Origin of the sequence: Paenarthrobacter sp. AR 02 (assembly GCF_021538675.1) — a bacterium.
GTDB lineage: Bacteria > Actinomycetota > Actinomycetes > Actinomycetales > Micrococcaceae > Arthrobacter.
In genome coordinates, this window is sequence record NZ_JAJUKH010000001.1 from 538,726 (window position 1) to 564,850 (window position 26,125).

Here is a 26,125-nt window from a genome sequence, read left to right on the forward strand (position 1 = left end):
CGGCCCGGTTATCTCCGCAGGATTCTGCAGGAAACCGGACACGCCAGAAGATGGGTTCCAAGGCTTCTTCAGCCTATGCCACCCCACTGACAGGGTTCCAGCGGAAAACGGTCATACGGCTTCGCCCACAGCAAACTCCAAGGTCCCTTACAGAGTTCGCCGGCAAACTCCCGCCCCAACAGCGTGAGCCAGGGCCCGCCGCCGTCGTCGTCATGTAAACGGTTCCTCACGGCTCCAGCCGCCATTCGGCGCTAAATGTGCGCCGCTCACGGCCGCGTTTGTGACCACGCACACGTAGGACCTTCCAAAGAGATAGTGTTGTTGGCGGACAGCACTCTGCGGACCTTCCGCGGGACCTGCGCGACGCCGGGGAACGGCTCGCGCACGGACCCATGGAAAGGATCCGCGAAGCAAAGATCGATGAATAATGAGGTTCACCATGTCCCAGGACACCACCGGATCCACACACGTCGAGGCCCTTGAAAACCTCCTTCACGAGAACCGCAAGTTCGCGCCGTCGGCAGAGTTCGCGGCCAACGCCGTCGCAAGTGCTGACGCCTATGCAGAGGCTGAGGCGGATCGCCCCGCGTTCTGGGCCAAGCAGGCCCGCGAGCTGCTGACCTGGGACAAGGACTTCACTGAAGCCCTCGCCTGGTCCAACCCGCCGTTTGCCAAATGGTTCGTCGGTGGCGAGGTTAACGCCGCCTATAACGCGCTGGACCGGCACGTGGAGAACGGACTGGGCGACCGCGTTGCCATCTACTTCGAAGGCGAACCCGGCGACACCCGCACCTACACGTACGCGGAGCTGACAGAAGCGGTCAAGAAGGCCGCCAACGCTTTCGAGGCCCTCGGCGTGGCGAAGGGTGACCGCGTGGCCGTGTACCTGCCCATGATTCCCGAGGCCGTCATCACGCTGCTTGCCTGCGCCCGGATCGGTGCTGTGCACTCCGTGGTGTTCGGCGGGTTCTCCGCAGATGCCCTGCGTTCCAGGATCGAGGACGCCGAAGCCAAGCTCGTTGTCACTGCCGATGGCACCTACCGCCGTGGCAAGCCCTCCCCGCTCAAGCCCGCCGTGGACGAAGCCCTCTCCAAAGAGGGCCACACCGTTCAGAATGTCATCGTGGTCAAGCGCAACGGCGAGGACGTCAACTGGGTGGAAGGCCGCGACCTCTGGTGGTCCGAGACGGTTGACAAGGCAGATACCGAACACACCGCCGTCGGTCACGACTCCGAACACCCGCTGTTCATCCTTTACACCTCCGGCACCACCGGCAAGCCCAAGGGCATCCTGCACACCACTGGCGGCTACCTCACGCAGGGCGCGTACACGCACAAGGCCGTGTTCGATCTGCACCCGGAAACCGATGTGTACTGGTGCACCGCCGACGTCGGATGGGTCACCGGGCACTCGTACGTCACCTACGCGCCGCTCATCAACGGCGCCACCCAGGTCATGTACGAAGGCACCCCGGACTCCCCGCACCAGGGCCGCTGGTGGGAGATTGTGGAGAAGTACAAGGTCTCCATCCTCTACACGGCACCCACGGCGATCCGCACATTCATGAAGTGGGGTCGCGAGATCCCGGACAAGTACGATCTCTCCTCCATCCGTGTCCTGGGCTCCGTGGGCGAATCCATCAACCCCGAGGCCTGGATGTGGTACCGCGACGTGATCGGCGGGAACGCCGGCAAGAACGGTGAGAAGAAGGAGAACCCGGCACCGATCGTGGACACCTGGTGGCAGACCGAAACCGGCGCCCAGATGATCGCACCGCTGCCCGGCGTCACAGCCACCAAGCCCGGCTCGGCGCAGGTCCCGCTGCCCGGTATCGCCGTGGACGTCGTGGATGAGAACGGCGCCTCGGTGGCCAACGGAGAAGGCGGCTACCTGGTGGTCCGCGAACCGTGGCCCTCCATGCTTCGCGGAATCTGGGGCGACCCCGAGCGTTTCAAGGACACCTACTGGTCCCGGTTCGAGGCCATGTACTTCGCCGGCGATGGTGCCAAGAAGGACGAGGACGGCGACGTCTGGCTCCTTGGCCGCGTTGACGACGTCATGAACGTCTCCGGCCACCGGCTCTCCACCACCGAGATCGAGTCCGCCCTTGTCAGCCACCCGTCCGTCGCCGAAGCCGCCGTGGTTGGTGCCGCTGATGAGACCACGGGACAGGCCGTCGTCGCGTTCGTCATCCTCCGCGGTGACGCCGTGAACAACGGCGACGAAACCGTGCTGGAACTTCGCAACCATGTGGGCAAGGAAATCGGTCCGATCGCCAAGCCCAAGCAGCTCCTGATCGTGCCGGAACTTCCCAAGACGCGTTCCGGCAAGATCGTCCGCCGCTTGCTCAAGGACATCGCAGAAGGCCGCGACACCGGCGATGCCACCACCTTGGCAGACCCCGGCATCATGACCCAGATCGCGGAGTCGCTCCGCAAGTAGCGTTATCCGGTCCTGATCAACGACGGCGCCGCTCGCCCCACGGGGTGAGTGGCGCCGTCGTGCGTTCCAGCTGGGCGCGGTGCCTTACCGGCCTCGGCGAGTCCCGCGTCCTAGACTGGAGCCAGACCCAGCCCCACTTTTGACGAGGTTCCCAGAAAGGCCCTGATGCTTCAGGCAGCACGCCACTCCGCCATCATCGACGCCGTCCAGCGCGAACGCGTCGTAAGGGTCTCTGACCTCGCCCAACTCCTTGGCGTCTCCCCCATGACCGTGCGGCGCGACATCGAAGCCCTCGAGGAATCCGGCCGGGTGGAGCGAATCCACGGTGGCGCCAAACTGCCAGGTGATGCCAGCACCCACGAACCCGGATTCGAGCTCAAGTCCACGCAGCTGACCGCCGAGAAGCACGCGATCGCCGTAGAAGCAGCTTCCCTGGTGCAGGAAGGCATGGCGATCGGTCTCGGTGCCGGCACCACCACCTGGGCACTGGCGAAGGAACTCGTCAACGGTCCCCGCATCACAGTCGTGACCAACTCTGTCCGAATTGCCGACCTTTTTCATCACGGCGCTTCCTCCGGTCCTGCCCGGTTTGGTTCCACCGTCATCCTGATTGGCGGCGAGCGGACGCCATCGGACGCGTTGGTGGGACCCATTGCTACCGCCTCCTTGAAGCAACTCCACCTGGACGTCCTGTTCCTTGGTGTCCACGGCATGGATGCCCACGCGGGCTTCACTACCCCCAACCTCCTCGAAGCCGAGACCAACCGTGCGTTCATGGCCTCCGCCCGGAGCACGGTGATCCTGGCCGATCACAGCAAATGGGGCGTCGTGGGCATCGCTTCGATCGCCCAGTTGGAGGAGGCCGACGAACTCATCACAGACTCATTGCTGGGTGAAGACGCCCGGCGGGTGCTGGATGAGAACGTGGCGAAGCTTCGGATCGCGGAGACCCAACCCAGCTAGGCCGACTCTCATACCGCGGGTGGATGGCTGGCCGCGGAGTTCAACCGGTGGACTGACGCGGGGAGATGTCCCGTTTCGGGATGCTGGATATATGAACGCCATCCTCCACGCCCAGCAGCTCACCAAGCACTATCCCGGCAGCCTCGCCCTGGACCACGTCGACTTCACTGCGAACACCGGCGAATCCATTGCGATCATTGGACCCTCGGGGTCGGGCAAGACCACTCTGTTGCACTGCCTCGCCGGGATTTTGAGGCCCGACGCCGGTTCGGTCACCTTGAACACTCCCTCGTCGCCGCTGCGCCTGGACACCTTGGGTGACGCAGCGTTGTCGCGGCTCCGGAGGGAAGAATTCGGCTTCGTTTTCCAACAAGGCATGCTCCTTCCTGAGCTGACGGCCATCGAAAACGTGGCCCTCGCGCTGATGCTGAACGGCACTGACAGGGCCACCTCCGAATCCCGGGCCGCGGAATGGCTGGCTGCACTGGGCCTCGGCGGGATGGAACAGCGACGCCTTGGCGAACTCTCCGGCGGCCAGGTCCAGCGCGTCGCCATCGCCCGGGCCCAAGTGACCGGCGCGCGGGTGGTCTTTGCCGATGAACCCACTGGAGCCTTGGATTCAGCCACATCCAGCGAAGTGCTGGACATACTGCTGGGTTCTGTTGCAGCAAATGGCCGGACCCTGCTGGTGGTTACCCACGATCCCAACGTTGCTGCCCGTTGCCGGCGCGTCGTGGAACTGCGGGACGGCCGGATCGTGGCCGACACCGGTGGACCCTCCACCCCAGCCGCGTCCGCAGCAACCAACTTCAAAGGTGCCTTCAATGTCTAGCCTCACCATGGCGCTTCGCCTCGCCCCCTATCTCGCCCGGAGCAAAGGCAGCAGCTTGCGGGAAACGGGCCTTCGGGACGCCGGGTTGCCCATTCTTGCCTTCGGCACCGTCACCGCACTGCTGCTCACTGTGGCAGGCGGCTCGCAGGTTTTCTGGTCCTGGACTGACGACATCGCCGGCACTTACCAAGCGCTGGCCGTCGTCGCGATGGTGCTGCTGATCATCCCGTTGCTGACCCTTGGCGCCTCGGCCGCCCGACTGGCCGCCCGGCGTCGTGATGACCGTCTGGCCTCCTTGCGTCTCTTGGGCGCGAACAGCGCCACCGTCGTATGGATGACCGTCATGGAGTCCACGGTGCTGGCGGCTGTGGGCGCGCTGGCCGGCGCAGGTCTGTACGCCTGCACCGCCCCGTTCCTTGGGCTGATTCAGTTCCGCGGGCAGGCCATAGGAAGCCACGCCTGGCTCTCCGTGCCCTCCATCCTCGGCTGCGTTCTTGCCGTCTGCGTTCTGGCAGCAGCGAGTGCTGCGCTTGGGCTTCGGAAGGTTGTGGTCACGCCTTTGGGCGTCAGGACAAGGCAAACGGCCGACGGCGCCCATTGGGTTCGCGGGCTCATCGCAGCTGTTGTTGTGGTCATCGGCGTGGTGGCGATGGGGATGCTGAGCAGCTTCGGCGCGTTCATCGTGATTATCGCGGTCATGGGCGGCTGCTTCGGCCTGGCGTTGCTGGCGTTGAACCTCATGGGCCCGTGGCTCCTGCGGTTGCGGGCATCGTCGCAGCTCAAGCGCGCCAAACGTCCTGAACACCTTTTGGCTGCCAGGACCGTGCTGGAAAGTCCCAAGGAATCGTGGCGGCAAGTTGGGGGCGTCGCGATGACCAGTTTTGTGGGTGTGTTCGTTGGGGTTGGCATGGCCGTGGCGGACACCATGGGCGGCAGTGCCGGCGACGAAACCGCCTTGTTGGTCCGGGACATCAACACCGGCGTGATGATCACCCTGTTGGGCTCGTTCCTCATGGTGGCGTGCTCCGCGGGCGTGAACCAGGCCGCGGCAGTGCTCGACCGGGCGCCGATGCTGGTGGCCCTGGACCGGGTGGGAATGCCGCGGAAGTTGATGGTGGCGGCCCGGGTTAAGGCCGTGATGTCGCCGCTCTTCCTGGTCGCCGGTATTTCGGCGGCAGCGGCGGCTGTCCTGGTCCTCCCGCTCACGGGTGCCGTGTTGCTGACCCAGCCCGTGGTGTTCGTGACCATCGGCGGGGTGTTCGCGGCGGGATTCTTGCTGGTCCGGCTCGCGGTCGCTGCAGGCACTGCCCAGATCAGCCAGGTGCTCGCCCGGCCTGAGCGCTACGCGAGCATGGACTCCTAGCCTGCGTGTTTGCCGCGCCGAGGTGGGCTATTTGCAGCCGCACGATTGCCGGATGATGAGCTCGGTAGGCAGGATCTGGTGTTGGAGTTCCTCCCCACGGCTCTTGCCCACAAGGGCACGAACGGCAGCTTCGGCCATAGCCTTGACCGGTTGAGCCACCGTGGTGAGGGCGGGCCAACTGTATTCGGCGTCCAAGGAACCATCGAACGAGACCAGTGCCAATTCTTCGGGAACCTGGACACCGGCTTCGTGGAAGGCGCGAAGAATGCCGATGGCCTGCATGTCGTTGCTGGCAAAGATGGCGGTGGGAGGGTTCGCCATGGACAGGAACCGTTTGCCCACTTCGTAGCCTCCAGGACGGCTGAAGGGGCCGTGGAGCACTGGGCCATCCGGCAACCCGGCCGCACGCAGGGCGGCGAGCCAGCCGACCTCGCGGCCATCCAATTGATTGCCGGTGTTGGTACCGATCGCCAGGCCGATGTTGAGGTGTCCATGGCCGATCAGGTGGCCCACCGCAGCCCGTGCCCCGGCCTCCAGGTCCACTCCGACGCTGTTGAAGCCGGGCGGGGATCCTGCGTTGTTCAGGAGGACAGCCGGGATTTCCGAGGCTTCCAGTTCGGTGACATCGGGATCGAACACACAGCTGGCCAGGAACACCCCATCCACCTGCCGGGCGGCGAGGGTCCGGATGTTCTTGCGTTCTCGGGCCAGGCTTCCGTCCGAGTTCGTCAGCACCATGCCGAAGCCAAGTTCCGCCGCGGCGTCCTCCACCGCGTGGGCAAGCTGGGTGAAGAACGGGTTGGTGTTGTCCGGCACCACCACGCCAATGGTTTCGCTGGAACCCAGCTTCAGCGCGCGAGCCGCGGCGTTTGGCCGGTAGCCGAGGACGCGGATGGCTTCGCGGACTTTGGCTTCCGTGGCCGGGGCCACGTTCTTGGGTCCACCGTTCACCACATAACTCACGACGGCGGTACTCACCCCGGCGTACCGGGCCACGTCTTTGCGTGTGACCGGTCCGCGCGGGGTTTGCACAGCTGTTGTTGTCATGGGGTAAATGCTAGCTACTCCACGGGAGCATCACCGAAGTCCCGGATGGGAAGACGCTCCCCGCCCTGAAGTGCGGACTCGTGGGCCACGATTCCCGGAAGCGTGAAGCGGGCAGCCACCCAGGCGTTGACCGGCGGAAGGCTGCGGTTGTTCACGGCCGTGACAAAGTCGTCCACCAGGAATTGGTGGCTCCCCTCGTGTCCATTGGGCGCCCCGAGGAACTCCTCCGGAAGGCGGGACTGATCGTGAACCGGGGCCAGCCCTGAGATGAAGGCGTCCCGCAGCTCCGGAGCCACGTCCGCCAGCGAGGGATCGTCGGCGGACATGGTGGGCCTGGTTTCCACCAGGTCGGATACGTCTTCCACCGAGGACTTGTCCTGCCACACGGTGGTGGTTGCCAGTTGCTCAAAGCTGGCTTCTGTGCCGAAGAAGCGGAAGCGCGACTCCCTTATGTGCGAGGGGTAGCCCACTCGGCGCATCTCGTTGGTCCGCATCGCACCGCCGTCGTTCATTTCGAAGAGAGCCGAGGCGTTGGAGAAGTCGTTGGCAAACATGCTCACCTCTTTGTCGAAAACGCCGTCGCCCCGCTGGTCTTTAACCCCGATACAGCTCACGCTGACCGCGTGGCCAGGCACTGCTCCGAGGACCCCGCCGATGGCGTGCGTGGGGTAGAGCATGGGCGGGTAGCTGGCAGTTTCCTTCCACCGTTCCCCGCCGCTGAACTGGTAGGCCTCATAAAAGCCAAGGTCCATGTCGTGGACATAGTCGCCTTCGGTGTAGAAGATCCGGCCGAACTTGCCGGCCTGGTGCTGCTGCCGGGCGAAGACCGTGGCGGGGTTGTAGTAGCTGGTCTCGCCCATGGCGTACACCCGTTTTGTCTCGCTGACAGCCTCGATGATGCGCTCGATCTCTTCCTCGGAGACGGCCATGGGAACCGCTGAGTAGACGTGTTTTCCGGCCCGAAGTGCCCGCTCAACCAGGGGGCCATGCGTCCATCGCTGCGTGAAGATGGCGACAGCATCGACGTCGGACTCCAACAAAGCCTCGAAGGAAGCCATGGTGCCGTCCAGCCCCCATCGCTCCTGCGCTGCTGCGGCGCGTTCAGGCAACTCGTCCACCGCGTAGACCTCGCTGACACCGGGGTGGAGCTTGAAGAGGTGGGCGAACTGGCTCCCGAACTGTCCGGCTCCCACAACACCTATCGAAAACGTCATTGTTTACCTTTCCTGTGGCTACGGATGCAGCCGCCTGTTCTGTCTCATGACACGTATGGATGAGTCTCACATCGCGATCTACACGAGTCAACAAAAACAACATTTCTGAACATTTTTCATCAAAATATTGCTCCACACCTTGCCAAAGCAAAATCTACTCGTGTAGATTCGCCTCCAGTTGTTACCAGCATCACTCCCACGAAAGGGTCGACGATGACCACGCTCACCAAGCAGCCGGATCCGGGGCTCTCCGCCAAGGCACCGCGGAAGCGGGAGAAGCCATCCGACGGCGTCCGCGGCTTCGGAGACCTTAAGGTCGCGCTCTTCTTCATCGCTCCGGCGATGATCGGATTGATCCTCTTCTACCTGGTCCCCACCATCAGGGGCATCTACCTCAGCTTCACCGAGTACAGCATCCTCGGCGACCCGGAATGGATCGGCACCCGGAACTACGAACGCATAGCCAAGGATCCGCTGTTCTGGAACGCCCTGAGCGTCACGGCTGAATACGTAGTGATCAACATCGTCCTTCAGACGGCGTTGGCCCTGGGCCTGGCAATCCTGATGCACCGCGTCGCAAAGTCGACCATCATCCGCGGCGCGCTCCTGATGCCGTACCTGATGGCAAACGTCATCGCGGCTCTGCTGTGGTTCTGGATGCTCGACTACCAGATCGGCATCATCAACCAAATCATCGAATGGACCGGTCTGCCCCGGGTAGCCTTCTTCGGCAGCGAGCAATGGGCCATCCCCACACAGGCACTCATCAACACCTGGCGGCATATGGGTTACACGGCCCTCCTGATCTTCGCAGGCCTCCAGGCCATACCGAACAGCGTCTACGAAGCCGCCAGCATCGACGGTTCCAAGGCCCTGACCACTTTCTGGCGGATCACCCTCCCGCTGCTGCGACCGGTTCTGGTACTGGTCCTGGTAGTAACAGTGATTGGCTCCTTCCAGGTGTTCGACTCTGTTGCGGTCACTACGGCCGGCGGTCCCGTCAACGCCACCCGCGTGCTGCAGTTCTACATCTACCAGCGAGCCTTCAACGAACAGGACTTCGGGTACGGATCCGCCCTGGCAGTCATCCTCTTCCTTATCCTCGCCATCGTCGCCTTTATCCAGATGAAATTCCTCCGCGGCAACCAGTCGGACCTGGACTAAGGACACGCCATGACCACTTTCACCTCACCCACGAACACCGGCCGCCGTCGCCCGTTCAGCCGTCCCTTCAACTGGCGCCGCGCCATCGCCTTGGCCCTCCTCACTCTTGCGATCGCCGTCAGCATCCTGCCCTTCTACTGGGTGCTGCGTACGGCCCTGTCTTCCAACGGCTCCCTCGCCGCAAACTCCGCCAACCTCCTCCCCGCCGACTTCAACCTGGGCGCATTCAAGCGGGTCTTCGGCCTCCAGACTGCCGCCGAAGCAATCGCAGAAGGCGGCTCCGGCGCCTCGATCAATTTCTGGCAGTACCTGTGGAACTCGCTGCTCTTCGCCGGTATCACGACAGCCTCCGCGGTGTTCTTCAGCTCCATGGCCGCCTACGCATTTTCCCGGCTTCGGTGGAAGGGGCGTGACGCGGTCTTCTCCCTGTTCCTTGCCACTATGCTCGTCCCGCCGATCTTCACCGCCCTGCCCAATTTCCTGCTCGTGAAGAACCTGGGCCTGCTCAATTCCATGCTCGGGCTCGTGCTGCCCTACCTTTTCATGACGCCGTTCGCGATCTTCTTCATGCGCCAGTTCTTCCTGAACATGTCCAGGGAAGTGGAAGAAGCTGCCATGCTCGACGGCGCCGAGCACTGGCGGATCTTCTTCCAGATCATCATGCCCAACGCCGCTGCCCCGATCGCGACCCTGGCGTTGCTGACCTTCATGGGTCAGTGGAACGAATACTTCTGGCCACTGCTGGTGGGAACTTCCGAGGAATCCCGGGTGCTCACCGTGGGGCTGGGAGTCTTCAAATCCCAGTCGCCGCAGGGCGCTCCGGACTGGTCCGGGCTCATGGCCGCCACCCTCGTGTCCGCCACACCGGTGCTGATCCTCTTCGCCATCTTCGGCAAACGAATCGTCAACTCCATCGGGTTCAACGGCACCAAATAGCCCTCTCCACCTGCATACGCGGAGACCGGCATGTGCCGGCACGCACCCATCCTGTCCTGAAAGGACCAACCATGATGAACAAGAAGGCAATCGGCGCCTTCGCCGTCGCAGCAGCCGCCGTCCTCGCACTGTCCTCCTGCTCCGGCGGAAACTCCGGAGGCAGTTCCGGAGGGGACTCTGCCAAGGGCGAGATCAACTACTGGCTCTGGGACGCCAACCAGCTCCCCGCCTACCAGCAATGCGCAACCGACTTCACTAAAACCAACCCGGACATCACCGTCAAGATCACCCAGACCGGCTGGGACGACTACTGGTCCAAGCTCACCAATGGCATGGCCTCCGGCACTGCACCGGACGTCTTCACGGACCACCTGTCCAAGTACCCGGACTTCCTCAAGACCAAGCAGCTGGTGGCCCTCGATGACGCCGTCTCGAAGGACAACGTGGAACTTTCCCAGTACAACGAAGGCCTCGCTGACCTCTGGGTGGGCCAGGACGGCAAACGCTACGGCCTGCCCAAAGACTGGGACACAGTCGCACTGTTCTACAACCAGAAGATGGCCACCGACGCCGGCATCACCCCGGAACAGATGGGATCCCTGACCTGGAACGCCCAAGACGGCGGCACGTACGAGAAGGTCATCGCGCACCTCTCGGTCGACAAGAACGGCAAGCGGGGCGACGAAGCCGGCTTCGACAAGGACAACGTTGCCGTCTACGGATTGGGCCTCCCGGGTTCCGATGCCGAGAACGCCGGCCAGACCCAGTGGAGCTACCTGTCCGCCACCACTGGCTGGACCACTACAGACAAGAACCCTTGGGGTACCCACTTCAACTACGACGACAAGAAGCTCCAAGACACCATCGACTGGTGGGCCTCGCTCTCCGCGAAGGGTTATATGCCAAAGCTTGAAACCACCGTTGGCGCCAACGCCGCCGACAACTTCGGCGCAGGCAAGGCCGCCATCAACAGCAACGGTTCCTGGATGATCGGCCAGTACACGAGTTACAAGGGCATCGACCTCGGCATCGCCCCCACCCCGCAGGGGCCCGACGGCAAGCGCGCTTCCATGTTCAACGGGCTGGCCGACTCCGTGTGGGCCGGAACCAAGAAGAAGGACGCTGCCATCAAGTGGGTCGAATACCTCGGCTCCGCCGCCTGTCAGGACGTCGTAGCTTCCAAGGCTGTCGTGTTCCCGGCCATCACCACTTCTTCCGAGAAGGCCGCAGTCGCCTTCAAGGCCAAGAACGTGGACGTCAGCGCTTTCACCCAGCATGTCAAGGACAAGACCACGTTCATGGTCCCGATCACGGACAACGCCTCCAAGGTTTCCGGCATCATGAAGCCTGCCGTGGACGCGGTACTCGCCGGCAAGGCCCCGGCCAGCTCGCTGACGGCCGCCAACGAGCAAGTCAACGCACTGTTCGCAAAGTAACAACCCTCCCGTTGTGGGGCCCGTTCTGCGCACTTTGACGTCCCTCAGGCGCGCAGAGCGGGCCCCGCAACACGTTCGTCCAGGGCCAAGGCCCACCCAGCTGAAAGTGACTCACAACATGCAACCGCTCCATCTCCGTTCCGCAGGTACCAGCCTGGTGATCAGCACCCACCGTGGAGAGGCTGAGATCACCCACTGGGGAGCAGATCTGGGCGATTCCCTACCGGACCTTGCCATCCTCAACGAACCCATCCCGCCGTCGTCCGTCGACGCCAATGTCCCCGCCGGGCTCCTCCCCCAGGCATCGTCATCGTGGCAGGGCAGGCCAGGGCTCCGCGGCCACCGCATCACTGACGGCGTACCCGGCTTTGACTTCTCCGTTCGCCTCCGCGTGGTGCGTGCGACGACGGACGGCACCAGCGCCGTCGTGCTTCAGTCAGATCCCGACGCCGGTATCTCCGTGACCAGCAACCTCACCTTGCACCCGGGCGGTCTTCTCGAAATGCGGCACACTGCCACCAACGATGGCTCGTCGCCTTTCCAGGTGGACGAGTTGGCAACCATGCTCCCGGTGGCGCCGGTCGCCGTCGAACTTCTTGACCTGAGCGGCCGCTGGTGCCGTGAACGGCACCCGCAACGACGGGCAATCCAGCAAGGAACCTGGGTCCGCACCGGACGGCACGGCCGCACGGGCCACGATTCGTCGCTGCTTCTTGCCGCCGGGACCGCGGGCTTTGGCAACCGCCACGGCAAAGTGTGGGCCACTCACCTGGCATGGAGCGGCAACCACGAGCAGTTTGCTGACAGCCTTGCCGATGGCCGGACCATGGTGGGTGGATCCGAGCTGCTTGGATCCGCCGAAGTCGTCTTGCAGCCCGGCGAAAGTTACACGACGCCTGCGCTGTTCGCGGCTTACTCGGACCGTGGACTGGACGGCATCAGCGAGGCGTTCTACCGTTGGTTCCGCTCCCGTCCGCACCATGTGGAAACACCGCGCCCAGTTGTCCTCAACACCTGGGAAGCGGTGTACTTCGACCACAGCCTGGACACGTTGATCGAGCTGGCCGGTTCTGCTGCCGAGCTCGGTGTTGAGCGGTTCGTCCTCGACGACGGCTGGTTCCGGGGGCGTCGGTCCGACAACGCCGGGCTGGGTGACTGGTACGTAGATGAGACCCTGTGGCCAGCAGGGTTGACCCCTTTGGTCGACGCCGTGACGTCCCACGGTATGGAATTCGGGCTCTGGGTGGAGCCGGAAATGGTGAACCTGGATTCGGACACCGCCCGTGAGCACCCCGAGTGGATCGTGGGGCCTTCCGTCGCTTCGTACAAGGACGGCGGGCGGCTTCCGCTCGAGTGGCGCCAGCAGCACGTCATCGACCTCGTCAATCCCGAGGCCTGGCAGTATGTCTTCGACCGGCTCGACGCCCTACTACGGGAAAACAGCATCAGTTACCTCAAGTGGGACCAGAACCGGGATCTCCTGGAACATGGTCATGGCGGCCGTGCCTCGGTCCATGAGCAAACCTTGGCCGCGTACCGGTTGTTCGATGCCCTCCGGGCGGCGCACCCCACCGTCGAAATCGAGAGTTGCTCCTCCGGTGGCGCCCGCGTCGACCTCGGTATCCTGGAGCGGACCGACAGGATCTGGGCTTCGGATTGCAACGACGCCCTTGAACGGCAAACCATCCAGCGCTGGACCGGCCTCGTGGTTCCGCCCGAACTGGTGGGAGGGCATATCGGGCCGGCCACGTCCCATACGACCGGACGCACCCACGACCTTTCGTTCCGAGCCATCACGGCCTTGTTTGGCCACTTCGGGATGGAGTGGGACGTCCGCTCGGTCACAGGAGCCGATCGCAGGGAACTCAAGCGTTTCATTGCCCTGTACAAGGAACACCGCGGGCTCATCCACAGTGGACGAATGGTCCGCGCCGACGTGCCCGACGAGTCACTGCTGGTGCATGGCGTCGTGGCTTCAGCGCTCGACGCCGGGACTCCAGCGGGTGCGCCCGCGGCGCTTTTCGCTGTGGTCAAGACGGCGACGAGCTTCGCCGAGCGCATTGGGCGGGTGGCGTTCCCGGGCTTGGATCCTCTGCGTTCCTACCGGGTAGAGCTTCTCTTCCCGACCCCCGTCGATGCCGATTACGGGCACACGTTCATCGAGGCCAAGCCGGCACCGTGGTTGGCTTCAGGAGCTGAGGCTACCGGGCGGTTCCTGGGCGAAGTGGGGCTGCCGATGCCGGTTCTGAACCCGGAACATGCAGTCCTCCTGCGCTTCACGGCCATCTGACCCTCGCTCACATCCCTACCGCTTCCCACCAACCCTCGCTCACGTCCCTACCGCTTCCCGCCAACCCTCGCTCACGTCCCGCGGATCAGACGACATCCGCCAGGTAATCGATAGCGAGCTTGTAGCCGAGCACGCCGGCACCCACGATGATCGCCTGGCAAACGCCCGACAGGTACGAGTGGTGCCGGAACTCCTCGCGCTGGTGGACGTTAGTGATGTGGACTTCGACGGCGGGGAGCTGCACGGCCGCCAGGGCGTCACGAAGTGCCACGGAAGTGTGCGTGTACGCTCCGGCGTTGATCACGATGCCCACTGCGCTGCCTCGCGCTGCGTGGATGGCGTCAAGAAGGTCGCCCTCGTGATTTGACTGCACGCAATCCACGGTGAGGCCATGGGCGGCCGCGGCCGTCATGGCGAGTTGCTCGACGTCGGCCAACGTGGACGTGCCGTACTTTTCGGGCTCCCGGGTACCCAGGAGGTTCAGGTTGGGGCCGTTGATCACAAGGATGGTGCCGCGACCGGCTTCGGTGGCGGGAGTGGCTTCAGTCATGGCTCCCAATCTATAGGCGTGCAGAAGTCTCAGGGAACTCCGCCCACCAAGTGAGAGAGCGTTCCGCAAAAACCGCCACTATGTGAGAGAGCGTCGGCCAAAAGCGGAGGGGATGCGAGAGAGGGAATGGCCTACTTACGCGTGCACTGACCAGCCGAAACCGCGTTGTTTAGCCCGGGAGCCTGGGCTGCAACGGGCTCCAGGTCTTCCATGGTGAGGGCAAAACCAAGTACGTCATTTGTGGTTGTCTTGGCGAAGATCAGCCCCGCCACTTGCCCCTGCGTCGTCAGCAGTGGCCCGCCCGAGTTCCCCGGCTGGACGTCGCCGGCGAGCTTGTACACAAGCTCCGGTAACGGGTTATTGCCGTAAATATCCGGAACCAGAATGGTGGAAATACCCTGCACAGTCGCTGGTTTCGACTGGAACGGACCGCCATGCGGGTACCCTGCGAAAGCCGCCGAAGAGCCGTCGGGCAGGTCGGCGCTGAGCGGCAACGGTGCGGACCTAAGGCCGTCAACGGCCAGGACTGCGATGTCCCGCTGGGAGTCGAAGTAGACCACGCGACCCGGCAGCGCACCGCCGTCGGGAATCTCCACCACGGGCTGCGACACGCCCGCCACCACGTGCGCGTTGGTGACGACGCGCCCGGGCGAGACCACGAATCCGGAACCGGTCTGGTTTTGACCGCATTCGTAGGCCGTACCGGCGATCTTCAGGACAGATTGGGCGGCTTGGTTCAGCGCCGGAGTATCGGTTGATTCGTTCGGGATGGTCAGCGGGGTGGCAGGCCCAATACCCTCGATGAGCTTGGGAATCCCATCGCCGATCACCGTCGACCTGAGTTGCGCCATGGTGCTCTTGACCGGCGTCGGCGTCAGGTTGTCGATGGAACGAATGACTCGCGACTCCGCGATTTGCTGCGACACGAACGGCACGCCCAGCGAACTGATGCTGAACGCAAGCATGGACATCACCAGCGCCGCAACCACTACGCTCACCAGGCCGCCGATCAGCCGATCAACAGCATGCAGGGGCTTGATCCGCACGGCGTGGCGGATTCGGCGCCCGATCATGGTTCCCAGCCCATGGCCGACAGCGATAAGTACGACGGCGGCACCCACCGTGGCGGTAAGCCTCCAGCCGCTGTCGCTCACCCAGCCGCTGACGAGCGGGACCGCCACGAAGGCAGCGATGGCACCCAACACGAAACCGGCAATTCCGCCCAACGTGACCATGAAGCCGTTGCGCAGGCCGTAGATCAGGTACGAGAGCAGCATCAGGATCAATGCCAAATCCAATATCGTCAAGCCAAACACCAATGCTCCTCATAGCCGGGTAGCGACAAGGCTAGTTGCGGACCCTGACAGCCAACCGTTAGTCACATCACGCCGGATGACGCATTTGGACTGATTACTGGCCAGAGATGGGTGCCGAACGCCCCAAAGCCGCGCCGTTTCAGCGTTTCGCATGCCAAGTACGTCACAGAAGCCCAAAAATTCTGAAACAATGGCTGAAGCGCCACGACCGAAACTTATACTCAGGAGATTTCATGGACATCGAGGTATTGCGCCGCGCACCCCTCTTCGCCACCCTTGACGACGACGCATTCCGCCTGCTGACGGACGAACTCACCGAGGTGGACCTTTCACGCGGGGCTTCCGTATTCCGCGAAGGTGACCAGGGTGACCAGCTCTACTTCATCGTTTCCGGCAAGGTGAAGCTCGGCCGCACCTCCCCCGACGGCCGCGAGTCCCTGCTCGCCATCCTCGGCCCGGGTGAGCTTTTCGGCGAAATGGCTTTGTTCGACCCCAGCCCGCGCACCGCCACGGCTACAGCCGTCTCCGAGACCCGTCTGGCTGGACTCAAGAACGAGAGCCTCAACGCGCTCCTGCGCACACGCCCGGAGGTTTCCGCCCAGCTGCTTCAGGCCCTGGCCCGCCGCCTTCGCCGCACCAACGACTCCCTCTCGGACCTCGTCTTCTCTGACGTTCCGGGCCGCGTCGCCAAGGCGCTCCTGGACCTGGCTGACCGCTTCGGCCGCCCGGCCACCGACGGTGTCCTGGTTGCCCACGAACTCACGCAGGAAGAACTCGCCCAGCTGGTTGGCGCTTCCCGCGAGACCGTGAACAAGGCACTGGCCGAGTTCGTCCAGCGCGGCTGGCTCCGCCTCGAGGCCCGCGCAGTGGTTATCCTCGACATGCAGCGCCTCCGCCAGCGCTCCCGCTAGAGCATTCAAAAAAGCCGCCCCGGTTGATGACCGGGGCGGCTTTTTGTTGCCTTGGTGAGTGAGCGTTCGGCTCAAGCAGGCGGAACGTGAGTGAGCGTTCGGCTCAAGCAGGCGGAACGTGAGTGAGCGTTCGGCTCAAGCAGGCGGAACGTGAGTGAGCGTTGGTCAGCGTTCGCGCTGGGGTTCGCCGGCTATGGTGCGGGCGGCTTCGACCTCGAGCATCAGGATGCCGCCTTCGTCCACCAGCTTTGCCTGGTACACGTGGGCTTTGCGCTTGTAGCTCAGGTACGCGATGCAGCCGTTGGCGGCGGCCATTTTCTCGAGCATGATCTCAGAGCCGGGAACCAGGAGCTGACCCAGTGTGAGGCCAACGGTGTTCGGCTGCCCGACTTCGTCGCCGAGCGCAGGAGTCTCCCGCAGGGAGATAGCCTCTGCCGCGCAAACCCAACGTCCCCAGACTCCCTTGCTGCCCAGGATCGAAGGCTGCTGATTCACTGGCACTGTCGCGGCGAAGTACCGCGTGTTGAAGCGGGTGTGCGCGAAATCCGGGCTGAGCCAGTTGACCAGTGGCTTCAACAGATCGGTCCGCAGCGAGAGGCCACGCTTGGACAGCATCTCGGTGAAGGACTTCTCTTGCGCCGCTACTGCTTCCCTGGCCCGCATCCAGTCCACCGTGGAGTTCGACTCAACCGTGGACGATGCGTCCGGCCCCGCGAGCAGCACGCCGGTCTCTTCGAAGAGTTCCCGGATGGCGCCCACCACGTGGCGGCGGGCGAGTCCGACGTCGTCCGTTCCCATCTGCTCAGCCCAATGCTGCGGTGAGGGACCCACCCAGCCGACGGGGTCGTCGTCGGACGGTTCCAGTGAACCGCCGGGGAAAGCGACTAGCCCCAAGGGCGAAGAGCCCGGCCTGTAACCAAGCCAGGTCTCCAGACCCGTAGGCGAGTCCCGCAAAAGGACAACAGATGAGGCGTAGCGGGCGGCCCTGGGGGTCCGCTCGCCGAGGTCAAGCCAGTTTCGTGCTGCCCCTTCGAGCTCGGGGGGCAAAACGAACAGGCGGCGTGCAAGCTGCGGCAATTGGGTGAACCGGTTCCTTAGCTGAATTCAGCAATGATCTCGACCTCAACAGGAGAGTCGAGCGGCAGTACGGAAACGCCGACGGCGGAGCGTGCGTGCTTGCCGGCCTCGCCAAGGACCTGGCCGAGGAGCTCGGACGCGCCGTTGATCACACCGGGCTGGCCGGTGAACGTGGGGTCGGAGGATACAAATCCGACAACCTTGACGATGCGGGTGATGCGGTCGAGGTCGCCGATGACGCTCTTGACGGCGGCGAGGGCGTTGATCGCGCATACTGCGGCGTAGCGCTTTGCGTCCTCGGGACTGACGGTGGGCTCGTCAGAGGTGCCCAACTCGCCGAGCGAGACCTTGCCGGTAGCTTCGAGTTTGCCGTTAATAAAGGGCAGCTGTCCGGACGTGTAAACGTAGTTGCCGGAGACGACGGCGGGTACGTAGTCGGCCACGGGGGCGGCGACCTCGGGGAGGGTCAAACCGAGTTCGGCGAGCCTCTGCTCAACAGCAGACGTGGGGGTGCCGGATTCCGCGGCAGACGTGGTTTCTGCGGGGGTGGTCATAGTTACTGCTTCTCCCTCTTCAGGTATGCAACAAGGCCTTTGCCATCGGGTCCACCGACGACCTGAACAAGCTCCCAGCCGTCCTCGCCCCACTGGTCCAGGATCTGCTTCGTGGCGTGGATAATGAGCGGAATCGTGGCGTACTCCCATTTGGTCATGACAGAAAGCCTAGCCCTTGCCGGTAAAGTGGAAAACATGGTGACTCGCAAGAACCCACTATTCGACACTGCCACCACCCTCGGAAAGATTCTAGGTTTCCTTGGCGTGAGTGCGATTTGTGGCGTCCTGGTAGCGGGCCTTTTGGTCCCCGCCGCGGCCGTCTCAGGCAGTGCCGCAAGCGGTTCAATCCAGTTCTTTGACACTCTGCCGGCGGAACTCCAGGTGGATCCGCCCAGCCAGAACACGACGATCCTGGCGAAAGACGGTTCGCCGATCGCTTCGATCTACGCAGAGAACCGGACCAAGGTTCCGCTGGACCAGATGAGCCCGTATATCAAAGACGCTGTCATCGCTATCGAGGACAGCCGCTTCTACGAGCACGGCGGCATCGACACCACCGGCATCCTGCGAGCCATCGTCAGCACCGCGCGCGGCAACAAGCAGGGTGCGTCCACCATCACGCAGCAGTATGTGAACAACGTCATCAACGAGTCACTGGTGGCATCGGGCAATGACTCCGACGTCAAGCTCAACGGTGTTAACAAGGGCGTGGGCGACAAGCTTCGCGAAATGAAGCTCGCCATCGCACTGGAGAAGAAGTTCTCCAAGGAACAGATCCTTGAGGGCTACCTCAACATCGTGTTCTTCAACCGCGACGCGTACGGCATCGAGGCTGCGGCAAAGTTCTTCTTCAGCACCTCGGCCAAGGACCTTACCCTCCCCCAGGCTGCACTGCTGGCGGGCTTGGTCAACAGCCCGTCCGCTTTCGACCCGATCACCAACCCGGACAACGCCAAGGTCCGCCGTGACCTGGTTCTTGCCGCGATGGTCAACCAGAACAAGATCACCAAGGCCGAATACGACGCAGCTGTCGCCACCCCGGTGACCACCAAGGTCACGCCGGCCCGCCAGGGTTGCGCTTACGCCACCATGGCCCCGTACTTCTGCGACTACGTGCTGCACCTTCTCTTCAACAACCCGGCCTACGGCGACACCCAGGAAGAGCGCATCAAGCGCGTCCAGCGCGGTGGCCTCACCATCAAGACCACACTGGATCCCACGGCACAGGCAGTGGCCCAGCAGCAGGTTGATGGTACGGCAGGTGCGAACCCGGACAAGTGGGGCGCTTCCATCACCTCCGTCCAGCCGGGCACCGGCCAGATTGTCAGCATGGCCCAGAACACCGTGTGGCTGCCCCAGGAGGGCAAGTTTGATCAGACCCAGAACTTCAACGTTGATGTTTTGGACGCCAACGGCAACGACCTCAACGGCATCGGCGGCTTCCAGCCTGGTTCCACAATGAAGCCCTTCACGTTCGCTGAATGGCTGAACGAGGGCAAGTCGATGAACCAGAACGTCAATGCGGCGGTTAGGAAGTATCCACAGAACTTCCCGTGGAGAAACACCTGTCCAACGCCCACCGATGGTTTCTACGACGCTACAGTGCCGGGCAGCTTCGACTTGCAAAACTCGGAACCCGACTACTACCGCACGATGACTGTGCTCTGGGGCCTCAAAAACTCGATCAATACCGCAACGTTCGCTTCCGCAGCGCAAGTTGACCTCTGCGGCATTCAGGGAATTGTTGATGCCACCGGAATCCACGGCGGCCTTCCCGCGCGGGATGACACTGGCAAAATCACCGATCCTAACCCGCAGGTTCAGATGACGCGGTTGTCTAACCTGATCGGCGCAACTCAAACAGCTCCCTTGACCATGGCTGCTGCGTTCGCGACCTTCGCCGCTGACGGCAAGTACTGCGAGCCGATCGCCATCACGTCGGTGAAGGATCAATCGGGTGCTGACCTGCCTGCCCAGTCATCGAACTGCAAGGACGCCGTCAAGCCCGAGGTTGCCCGCGGCGTGGCTTACGCAATGGGCAAGGTCCTGGATGAAGGTTCTGGCTCGCTCATCCGGCCAGCCCTCAACTCGAGCAATTTCCCCGTTGCTGCCAAGACCGGTACCAACGACTCGAATGGTTCCACGTGGGTTGTCGGCTACACCACCGGCCTTGCAACCGCTTCCTGGTTCGGCGATCCGCTGGATAACCAGCTCCGTCCTGGCCGCAACATTACGGTGAACGGTAAGTTCTACCCATCCATCGACGGTTACATGATTGCTGGTCCGCAGTTCACCAACTACATGTTGTCCGTGGCTCCGGCCTACGGGACCAACCCGTTCCAGCAACCGCCGAGCAACCTTTTGGGTGGTGCAGCGCCTCAGCGGAATGCTGCGCCTACCCCGACCACGCCTAACAACGGAAACAACGGCAACGGCAACGGCAACGGCAACAACAACGGTCCGGGCAAGGACTGACCAGGTGTCGTTCGGAGATTCACTGGCAAACCGCGTCCGCAGTGTCGGGCGCGGTTTCGCCGTCACCACAGCAATCGGCGCAACTGCAGGCGCGGCTGCCGCGGCTTACGGCTGGTGGGAGAAGGACCAATTCGAGGTTCGCCGCGAGGTCCTTCCCATCCTCCCCGAGGGCTTCGGCCCGGTCAGGGTCCTGCATGTAAGCGACATCCACTTTGTCCCCGGCCAGGAGAAAAAGGCCGAATGGCTGAAGTCCCTCGCCGAACTCAAGCCGGACCTTGTGGTGAACACGGGCGACAACCTGAGCCACACCAAGGCGATCGATCCCCTGGTCCAGGCACTGAGGCCCTTGTTGGAGTTCCCGGGCGTCTTCGTTCCGGGATCCAATGACTACTACGCGCCGAGGATCAAGAACCCTGCCGGCTACTTCCGCGGTCCTTCCAAGCCGAAGAATGAGCCAAAAAAACTGGATTGGCCCAAGCTCCGGTCCGCGTTTGGCATGAGTGGCTGGATCGACCTCACCAACCGTGCACAGTCTGTTGTGCTGAATGGCCTGCGTTTCGATTTTTCCGGTGTCGATGATCCCCATCTGAAGCGCGAACGCTACGCGGGCTGGCCGCGCGGCACCGTCAACCAGGACGCCCGCCCGCACCTGAAGGTCGCCGTCGTCCATGCCCCGTATCAGCGCGTGCTCGACCACTTCACCCAGGCCCAGGCAGACCTCATCATCGCCGGCCACACCCACGGCGGACAGATCTGCATCCCCGGCTACGGCGCTTTGGTCTCCAATTGCGATCTGCCAACCTGGCGGGCCAAGGGCCTTCACGACTGGGAAAGCAACGGATTCACGACGCCGGTGAACGTCTCGGGCGGCATCGGCACCTCACGCTTCTCACCGGTCCGCATCGCGTGCCGCCCGGAAGCTGTCCTGCTGACCCTCACGGCGTAGTCAAGAGCGTTAGGGGATCAACTCGCATCATGTGTTACGGTGTCAGCATTATGCTAACAATGCACAAAACGTGACATTTTGGGTTTGTGCTTCGTAGCCTCGAACAGTTCGATCATTCATTGGGGGATCCAGTTGTTTAAAAAAGTCGCGGCCGTCGCTGCCTCGTTCGCAGCCGTCTTGGGCCTTAGTTTGTTTTCAGTGCCGGCCGCCAATGCGAGCCCCGCGCATGACAACACCGATCCTATAAGCACCGGTTGCGCTGCGGGGTCGTACATCATCGCATCCAGAAACGTTGTGAATACTACCTACAATCAAGTTCAAGGCAGAGTGGATGTCCTGTATTCACCCACGTGTCAAACTAACTGGCTAAACCTCTACGGCAACGTACCTGGCAACCGCTACCATGCCTTCATCAACAATGTAGGCTACGGCCCCGTTCCTACTGTTGGACTCGCATTCCTCGGAACTGGATCCGGATATAGCCTCCAAACGTACTCCCCTGGCGGGTCGTGCATAGACGTCCACTGGGATGTTCGCGATGAGGCAACATTGAATCTCGAAGGCGTAGATTGGATGCGTCTTTGCTAGGAAGCTGAATAGTTACTCCCTTTTCCAACGGAGCTCTTAAGGAACCGTAGTCACTGAAACCAAGGCGGTCGACTGCGGCTCCTTGCTTTTAACAAGACCGCGACGAGGTGTGTATCCGGTATCCAGCTGAGCCCGGGGCGGCATAGCCTCGCTGTCCTTAAAGTCATGAATCCGCATCACGATCCTCAATAACTGGGTCAAACATTTCACCAGACCCCCGCGCTTCTGTGAAACGAATCACGGCATGGCATAGGGTAGTTGCTACGGGAAACTACCTCCGCACCATCTGAAGATCCAGCTGTCGAGAAGCGGGCATGTCCAAGCAAACGTCATTTTTCACCTCCGTCGGCCGCCTGTATCCCCATGTGCGGCCAATCATCCCCCGACTACTTATGGGCCTCATCTGCGCCCTGCTCGCGAGCATTGTCGCCTTGACCATCCCGCAAGTGCTGCGGGTACTCGTCAACAACTCCCTGCAACCCGGCGGTTCCGCGGACGCGGTCTGGATTGCCGCCGTCGTGATCCTTGGCTTGGGTATTGCCGAAGCCGGGCTGGTGGCGCTGCGCCGCCAGTTCGTCATCAACCCGGCCACCACCGTTGAGACCAGGATGCGCGTAACGCTGTACGGGCACCTCCAGGAGCTCACCGTCGCATTCCACGATCGCTGGGGTTCGGGCCAGCTCCTTTCGCGGGCCATGACGGATCTCAGTTTCCTTCGCCGCTGGATGGCGTTTGGTGCGATCATGCTGGTGGTCACGACATTGACGGTGATTATCGGCGTCGGCGTCATGTTCTCAATGAGCTGGCAGCTCGCACTGATCTTCCTCGCCGCTGCTGTGCCGATCATGATCAATTCCTTCCGCTTCCGCCGCCGCTTCAGCCTGGTGGCGCGCCTCAGCCAGGACCAGGCAGGCGACCTCGCCACCACCGTTGAAGAATCCGTGCACGGCATCCGAGTGCTTAAAGCGTTCGGCCGCAGCCGGGAAGCGCTGGAGAACTTCAACGGCCAAGCCGAGGAACTGCGCCAGACCGAGATCGCAAAGGCCAAGCAACAAGCGGGCTTCACGCTGGTGGTTACGTTGCTGCCGGAGCTTGCGCTGGGCGTCGGGCTGGTGGTCGGGGTCATGCTGGCGGCCAGCGGGCAGCTGAGCATTGGCTCGCTGGTGGCGTTCTTCGCAACCGCAGCCGTGGTGGCAACGCCGGTGGAATTCTCCGGGATGCTGCTGGCCATGGCATTGACCGCCAAGACTGCGCTGGATCGCCATTTTGAGGTCATGGATACCGAAAACACCATCACCTCTCCGGACAAAGCCGTGGTGCCGGAAGCCGTCAAGGGCGCCCTGCGGTTTGAGCAAGCGGGTTTCGGGTTCGACGACGGCGGCAACCTCCTGCACGATGTCACCCTTGATATCCGCCCGGGTGAGACCATGGCCCTGGTGGGGATCACCGGCAGCGGAAAGAGTGCGCTGCTCCAGCTGGTCCCCCGCCTGTACGACGTGACCGAGGGCGCCGTGACCATCGACGGCGTGGATGTACGGGACTACGACATTGACGAGCTCCGCAGGATAGTGGCCGTGGCTTTCGAGGACACCACGTTGTTTTCGAGCTCCGTACGGGACAACGTGCTTCTTGGCGCTCCGGATCCCAGTAATGCCGCGCTGGATGAAGCCCTGGACGTTGCCCAGGCACAGTTCGCGTACTCATTGCCGGACGGTGTGGACACGCTGATCGGCGAGGAAGGGCTCAGCCTGTCAGGCGGCCAGCGCCAGCGCATCGCCTTGGCCCGGGCCATCGCCGCAAAACCCAAAGTGTTGGTCCTGGATGACCCCCTTTCCGCGCTCGACGTGAATACCGAGGAACGCGTGGAAGCCCGTTTGCGCGAGGTCCTCCGCGACACCACAACGCTCATCGTGGCGCACCGGCCTTCCACCGTGGCCCTGGCTGACCGGGTCGCCTTGCTCGAAAACGGAACCATTACCGCCGTCGGAACCCACACGGAACTGTTGGCCGAAAACGACCATTACCGCTACGTCATCGCCAGCCTTGACGCCGGCCCAAAGGATCTGGACAGCGAACTGGACGAGCTCGAAGAAGCTGAGGAGGCCCGCCGGTGAGCGCCACAACATTTGGAACCGCCAACGAGGACAACACGCACCTCACCAAAGCGGACAGCAAAGCCGTACGACGCCGGTCCCTCGCCTTGCTTGCCTCGCTGATCCGCCCGGTACGGTTGCGTTTCTGGATGACGATCGTGATGGTGGTGGTCTCGCAACTCACCCGCGTGGCCGGGCCTGCGCTGATCGCTTTCGGGATTGACCATGCGCTGCCGGCATTGCAGTCCGGCGACAACGGCCCACTGGTTCTGGCCGGTTCGCTGTATTTGGCAGCGGCCATTGCGACAGCTGGGATGACGGCACTGTATGTCACGTCCACTGCCAGGCTGAGCCAGGCGATGCTCCTCGATCTTCGGCTTCGAGTGTTCCGGCACACCCAGCGGTTGAGCTTGGAATTCCACGAGAAGTACACCTCAGGCCGCATCATCGCCCGGCAGACCTCCGACTTGGAGGCGCTGCGGGAACTGTTGGACTCCGGTGTCAGCTCCCTCGCCTCCGGCATGCTGTTCATGGTCTTCACGGCCGTCACCGTGTTTGCCCTGGACTGGCGCAGTGGCCTGATCATGCTCGCAGCCGGTGTTCCCATGTTCTTCCTTGCGCGCTGGTACCAGAAGCATTCACAGATAGCTTTCCGGGAGTCACGCGTGGTTTCAGCACGGTTGATTGTGCATTTCGTGGAAACCATGACCGGCATCCGCGCCGTAAAGGCCTTCCGCAAAGAGCGCGAGAATGCCGCCCAGTACGGGCAGTTGGCTGAGGATTACCGCAAGAACACCGTCCGGTCCATCAACCTCAATGGCATTTTCCAGCCCGGCCTGGTGTTGATCGGCAACGTCTGTGTCGCCGTCGTCCTGCTCTTCGGGGGCTTCAGGGTGCTGAGCGGTGACCTTGCAGTCGGCGTCCTGCTGGCCTTGATCCTGTCCACCAAGCGCTTCTTCCAGCCGGTGGACCAGATGGCCATGTTCTACAACTCGTTCCAGAGTGCCCAGGCGGCGTTGGAAAAGGTGTCCGGCCTGCTGGAAGAAGTTCCAACCGTCCGGCCGCCGAAGAACCCGGTGCCGTTGAAGAACCCGCGCGGCGAGATCTCCTTCAACGCGGTGGAGTTCGGCTACAACGACGGCAGCCTTGTTGTCCCGCGCCTGGACCTGCACATCCCCGCCGGACAGACCGTGGCCCTGGTGGGCCAGACCGGCGCCGGAAAGTCCACCTTGGCCAAGCTCGTGGCGCGCTTCTACGACGTCACCTCGGGAGCGATCACTCTGGATGGTGTCGACCTGCGGGACCTCGCCACCACCGATCTCCGCCGCGCCGTCGTGATGGTCACCCAGGAGGCGTTCCTGTTCAGTGGATCGGTGGCCGACAACATCGCTTTGGGCCGGCCCGAAGCATCCCGTGCTGAGATCGAAGCCGCGGCCGCAGCGGTGGGGGCCCACGAATTCATCATGAGCCTCCCGGACGGCTACGACACCGACGTCAACAAGCGTGGCGGACGCGTGTCCTCAGGGCAACGCCAACTCATCGGCTTTGCCCGTGCCTTCCTGGCTGCTCCCGCCGTGCTGATACTGGATGAGGCAACGTCTTCGCTGGACATCCCCTCGGAACGCATGGTCCAGCAGGGGCTCGCTAACTTGCTCGAAGGCGTAGTGGGTGGGCAGTCGGCGCGGACTGCCATCATCATCGCCCACCGGTTGTCCACGGTGGAGACCGCTGACAGGGTACTGGTGGTGCACGACGGCCGCATTGTGGAGGACGGAACCCCCGCAGAACTGATCAGCGGAGGCGGGCGGTTCGCCCAGTTGCATGGGGCATGGCGGGACTCCCTGGTGTAGCTTGCGTTGCGTTGCGGCCGTGACGATGGACACCCAGCCCTCGATTTCGCATCACGGGGCTATTCAGCTATCCTTGA

21 protein-coding genes are annotated in these 26,125 nt (G+C 62.9%); 14 read left to right on the plus strand and 7 right to left on the minus strand.

The window, feature by feature from the left end:
• Positions 1 to 439: 439 nt before the first annotated feature.
• The 4 genes from acs (at position 440) to LRQ04_RS02505 (ending at position 5,601) form a co-directional block, all read left to right on the plus strand.
• Positions 440 to 2,443, plus strand: coding sequence for an acetate--CoA ligase (gene acs / locus LRQ04_RS02490; protein WP_235517415.1), 2,004 nt, complete (start codon positions 440 to 442; stop codon positions 2,441 to 2,443).
• Positions 2,444 to 2,608: 165 nt separating this feature from the next.
• Entirely contained in the window at positions 2,609 to 3,406 is a 798-nt protein-coding gene (locus LRQ04_RS02495; RefSeq protein ID WP_235517416.1) for a DeoR/GlpR family DNA-binding transcription regulator, read from the plus strand.
• A 91-nt stretch (positions 3,407 to 3,497) separates the two neighbouring features.
• Complete coding sequence (locus tag LRQ04_RS02500) at positions 3,498 to 4,238, plus strand: ABC transporter ATP-binding protein (RefSeq protein ID WP_235517417.1); 741 nt, start codon at positions 3,498 to 3,500, stop codon at positions 4,236 to 4,238.
• A 7-nt stretch (positions 4,239 to 4,245) separates the two neighbouring features.
• Complete coding sequence (locus LRQ04_RS02505) at positions 4,246 to 5,601, plus strand: FtsX-like permease family protein (RefSeq protein ID WP_374198919.1); 1,356 nt, start codon at positions 4,246 to 4,248, stop codon at positions 5,599 to 5,601.
• A gap of 27 nt (positions 5,602 to 5,628) precedes the next feature.
• Here LRQ04_RS02505 and LRQ04_RS02510 read toward each other — a convergent pair whose 3' ends face one another.
• Together LRQ04_RS02510 and LRQ04_RS02515 are read right to left on the minus strand one after the other, a co-directional pair.
• Positions 5,629 to 6,648 (minus strand): LacI family DNA-binding transcriptional regulator, encoded by a 1,020-nt coding sequence (locus tag LRQ04_RS02510; protein ID WP_235517419.1) that lies wholly within the window; start codon positions 6,646 to 6,648, stop codon positions 5,629 to 5,631.
• Positions 6,649 to 6,662: 14 nt separating this feature from the next.
• Entirely contained in the window at positions 6,663 to 7,862 is a 1,200-nt protein-coding gene (locus tag LRQ04_RS02515; RefSeq protein WP_235517420.1) for a Gfo/Idh/MocA family protein, read from the minus strand.
• A gap of 213 nt (positions 7,863 to 8,075) precedes the next feature.
• Between LRQ04_RS02515 and LRQ04_RS02520 the strand changes: the two genes are divergently transcribed.
• From LRQ04_RS02520 to LRQ04_RS02535, 4 genes are all read left to right on the plus strand, one after another.
• Positions 8,076 to 9,026 (plus strand): carbohydrate ABC transporter permease, encoded by a 951-nt coding sequence (locus LRQ04_RS02520; protein ID WP_235517421.1) that lies wholly within the window; start codon positions 8,076 to 8,078, stop codon positions 9,024 to 9,026.
• 9 nt (positions 9,027 to 9,035) lie between these two features.
• Positions 9,036 to 9,962 carry a carbohydrate ABC transporter permease gene (locus LRQ04_RS02525; protein ID WP_235517422.1) on the plus strand — a complete coding sequence of 309 codons (927 nt, stop codon included), beginning with the start codon at positions 9,036 to 9,038 and terminating at the stop codon, positions 9,960 to 9,962.
• Positions 9,963 to 10,033: 71 nt separating this feature from the next.
• The gene (locus LRQ04_RS02530) at positions 10,034 to 11,398 is read left to right on the plus strand and encodes a sugar ABC transporter substrate-binding protein (RefSeq protein ID WP_235517423.1); all 1,365 of its coding nucleotides are present in this window, start codon (positions 10,034 to 10,036) and stop codon (positions 11,396 to 11,398) included.
• Between the two features lie 118 nt (positions 11,399 to 11,516).
• Positions 11,517 to 13,688 (plus strand): alpha-galactosidase, encoded by a 2,172-nt coding sequence (locus tag LRQ04_RS02535; RefSeq protein WP_235517424.1) that lies wholly within the window; start codon positions 11,517 to 11,519, stop codon positions 13,686 to 13,688.
• Between the two features lie 85 nt (positions 13,689 to 13,773).
• Here LRQ04_RS02535 and aroQ read toward each other — a convergent pair whose 3' ends face one another.
• Together aroQ and LRQ04_RS02545 are read right to left on the minus strand one after the other, a co-directional pair.
• Positions 13,774 to 14,238, minus strand: coding sequence for a type II 3-dehydroquinate dehydratase (gene aroQ, locus LRQ04_RS02540; protein ID WP_235517425.1), 465 nt, complete (start codon positions 14,236 to 14,238; stop codon positions 13,774 to 13,776).
• A gap of 131 nt (positions 14,239 to 14,369) precedes the next feature.
• Positions 14,370 to 15,554 carry a MarP family serine protease gene (locus LRQ04_RS02545; protein WP_235517426.1) on the minus strand — a complete coding sequence of 395 codons (1,185 nt, stop codon included), beginning with the start codon at positions 15,552 to 15,554 and terminating at the stop codon, positions 14,370 to 14,372.
• A 233-nt stretch (positions 15,555 to 15,787) separates the two neighbouring features.
• Between LRQ04_RS02545 and LRQ04_RS02550 the strand changes: the two genes are divergently transcribed.
• The gene (locus LRQ04_RS02550) at positions 15,788 to 16,465 is read left to right on the plus strand and encodes a Crp/Fnr family transcriptional regulator (protein ID WP_011775987.1); all 678 of its coding nucleotides are present in this window, start codon (positions 15,788 to 15,790) and stop codon (positions 16,463 to 16,465) included.
• Positions 16,466 to 16,630: 165 nt separating this feature from the next.
• On the opposite strand, the gene LRQ04_RS02555 is transcribed toward LRQ04_RS02550, so the two are convergent.
• The 3 genes from LRQ04_RS02555 to LRQ04_RS02565 are packed head-to-tail and all read right to left on the minus strand — an operon-like array spanning position 16,631 to position 18,254.
• Positions 16,631 to 17,542 (minus strand): NUDIX hydrolase, encoded by a 912-nt coding sequence (locus tag LRQ04_RS02555; RefSeq protein WP_235517427.1) that lies wholly within the window; start codon positions 17,540 to 17,542, stop codon positions 16,631 to 16,633.
• A gap of 17 nt (positions 17,543 to 17,559) precedes the next feature.
• On the minus strand, positions 17,560 to 18,096 hold the full coding sequence (locus LRQ04_RS02560; RefSeq protein ID WP_235517428.1) for a RidA family protein: 537 nt from the start codon (positions 18,094 to 18,096) through the stop codon (positions 17,560 to 17,562).
• Positions 18,097 to 18,098: 2 nt separating this feature from the next.
• Positions 18,099 to 18,254, minus strand: a complete 156-nt coding sequence (locus LRQ04_RS02565) for a DUF4177 domain-containing protein (RefSeq protein WP_011775990.1) — start codon at positions 18,252 to 18,254, stop codon at positions 18,099 to 18,101.
• On the opposite strand from LRQ04_RS02565, the gene LRQ04_RS02570 reads away from it, so the two are divergent.
• The 5 genes from LRQ04_RS02570 to LRQ04_RS02585 all read left to right on the plus strand — a co-directional run bounded on the left by LRQ04_RS02570 (position 18,253) and on the right by LRQ04_RS02585 (position 26,048).
• The gene (locus tag LRQ04_RS02570) at positions 18,253 to 20,571 is read left to right on the plus strand and encodes a transglycosylase domain-containing protein (RefSeq protein ID WP_235517429.1); all 2,319 of its coding nucleotides are present in this window, start codon (positions 18,253 to 18,255) and stop codon (positions 20,569 to 20,571) included. The genes LRQ04_RS02565 and LRQ04_RS02570 overlap by 2 nt on opposite strands.
• A gap of 4 nt (positions 20,572 to 20,575) precedes the next feature.
• Entirely contained in the window at positions 20,576 to 21,517 is a 942-nt protein-coding gene (locus LRQ04_RS02575) for a metallophosphoesterase (RefSeq protein WP_235517430.1), read from the plus strand.
• 198 nt (positions 21,518 to 21,715) lie between these two features.
• Positions 21,716 to 22,105, plus strand: coding sequence for a DUF2690 domain-containing protein (locus LRQ04_RS20740; protein WP_374198920.1), 390 nt, complete (start codon positions 21,716 to 21,718; stop codon positions 22,103 to 22,105).
• Positions 22,106 to 22,419: 314 nt separating this feature from the next.
• A complete protein-coding gene (locus tag LRQ04_RS02580; RefSeq protein ID WP_235517431.1) occupies positions 22,420 to 24,219 on the plus strand; it encodes an ABC transporter ATP-binding protein in 1,800 nt (599 codons plus the stop codon).
• A complete protein-coding gene (locus LRQ04_RS02585) occupies positions 24,216 to 26,048 on the plus strand; it encodes an ABC transporter ATP-binding protein (RefSeq protein WP_235517432.1) in 1,833 nt (610 codons plus the stop codon). The genes LRQ04_RS02580 and LRQ04_RS02585 overlap by 4 nt, the downstream gene beginning before the upstream one ends.
• Positions 26,049 to 26,125 lie beyond the last annotated feature (77 nt).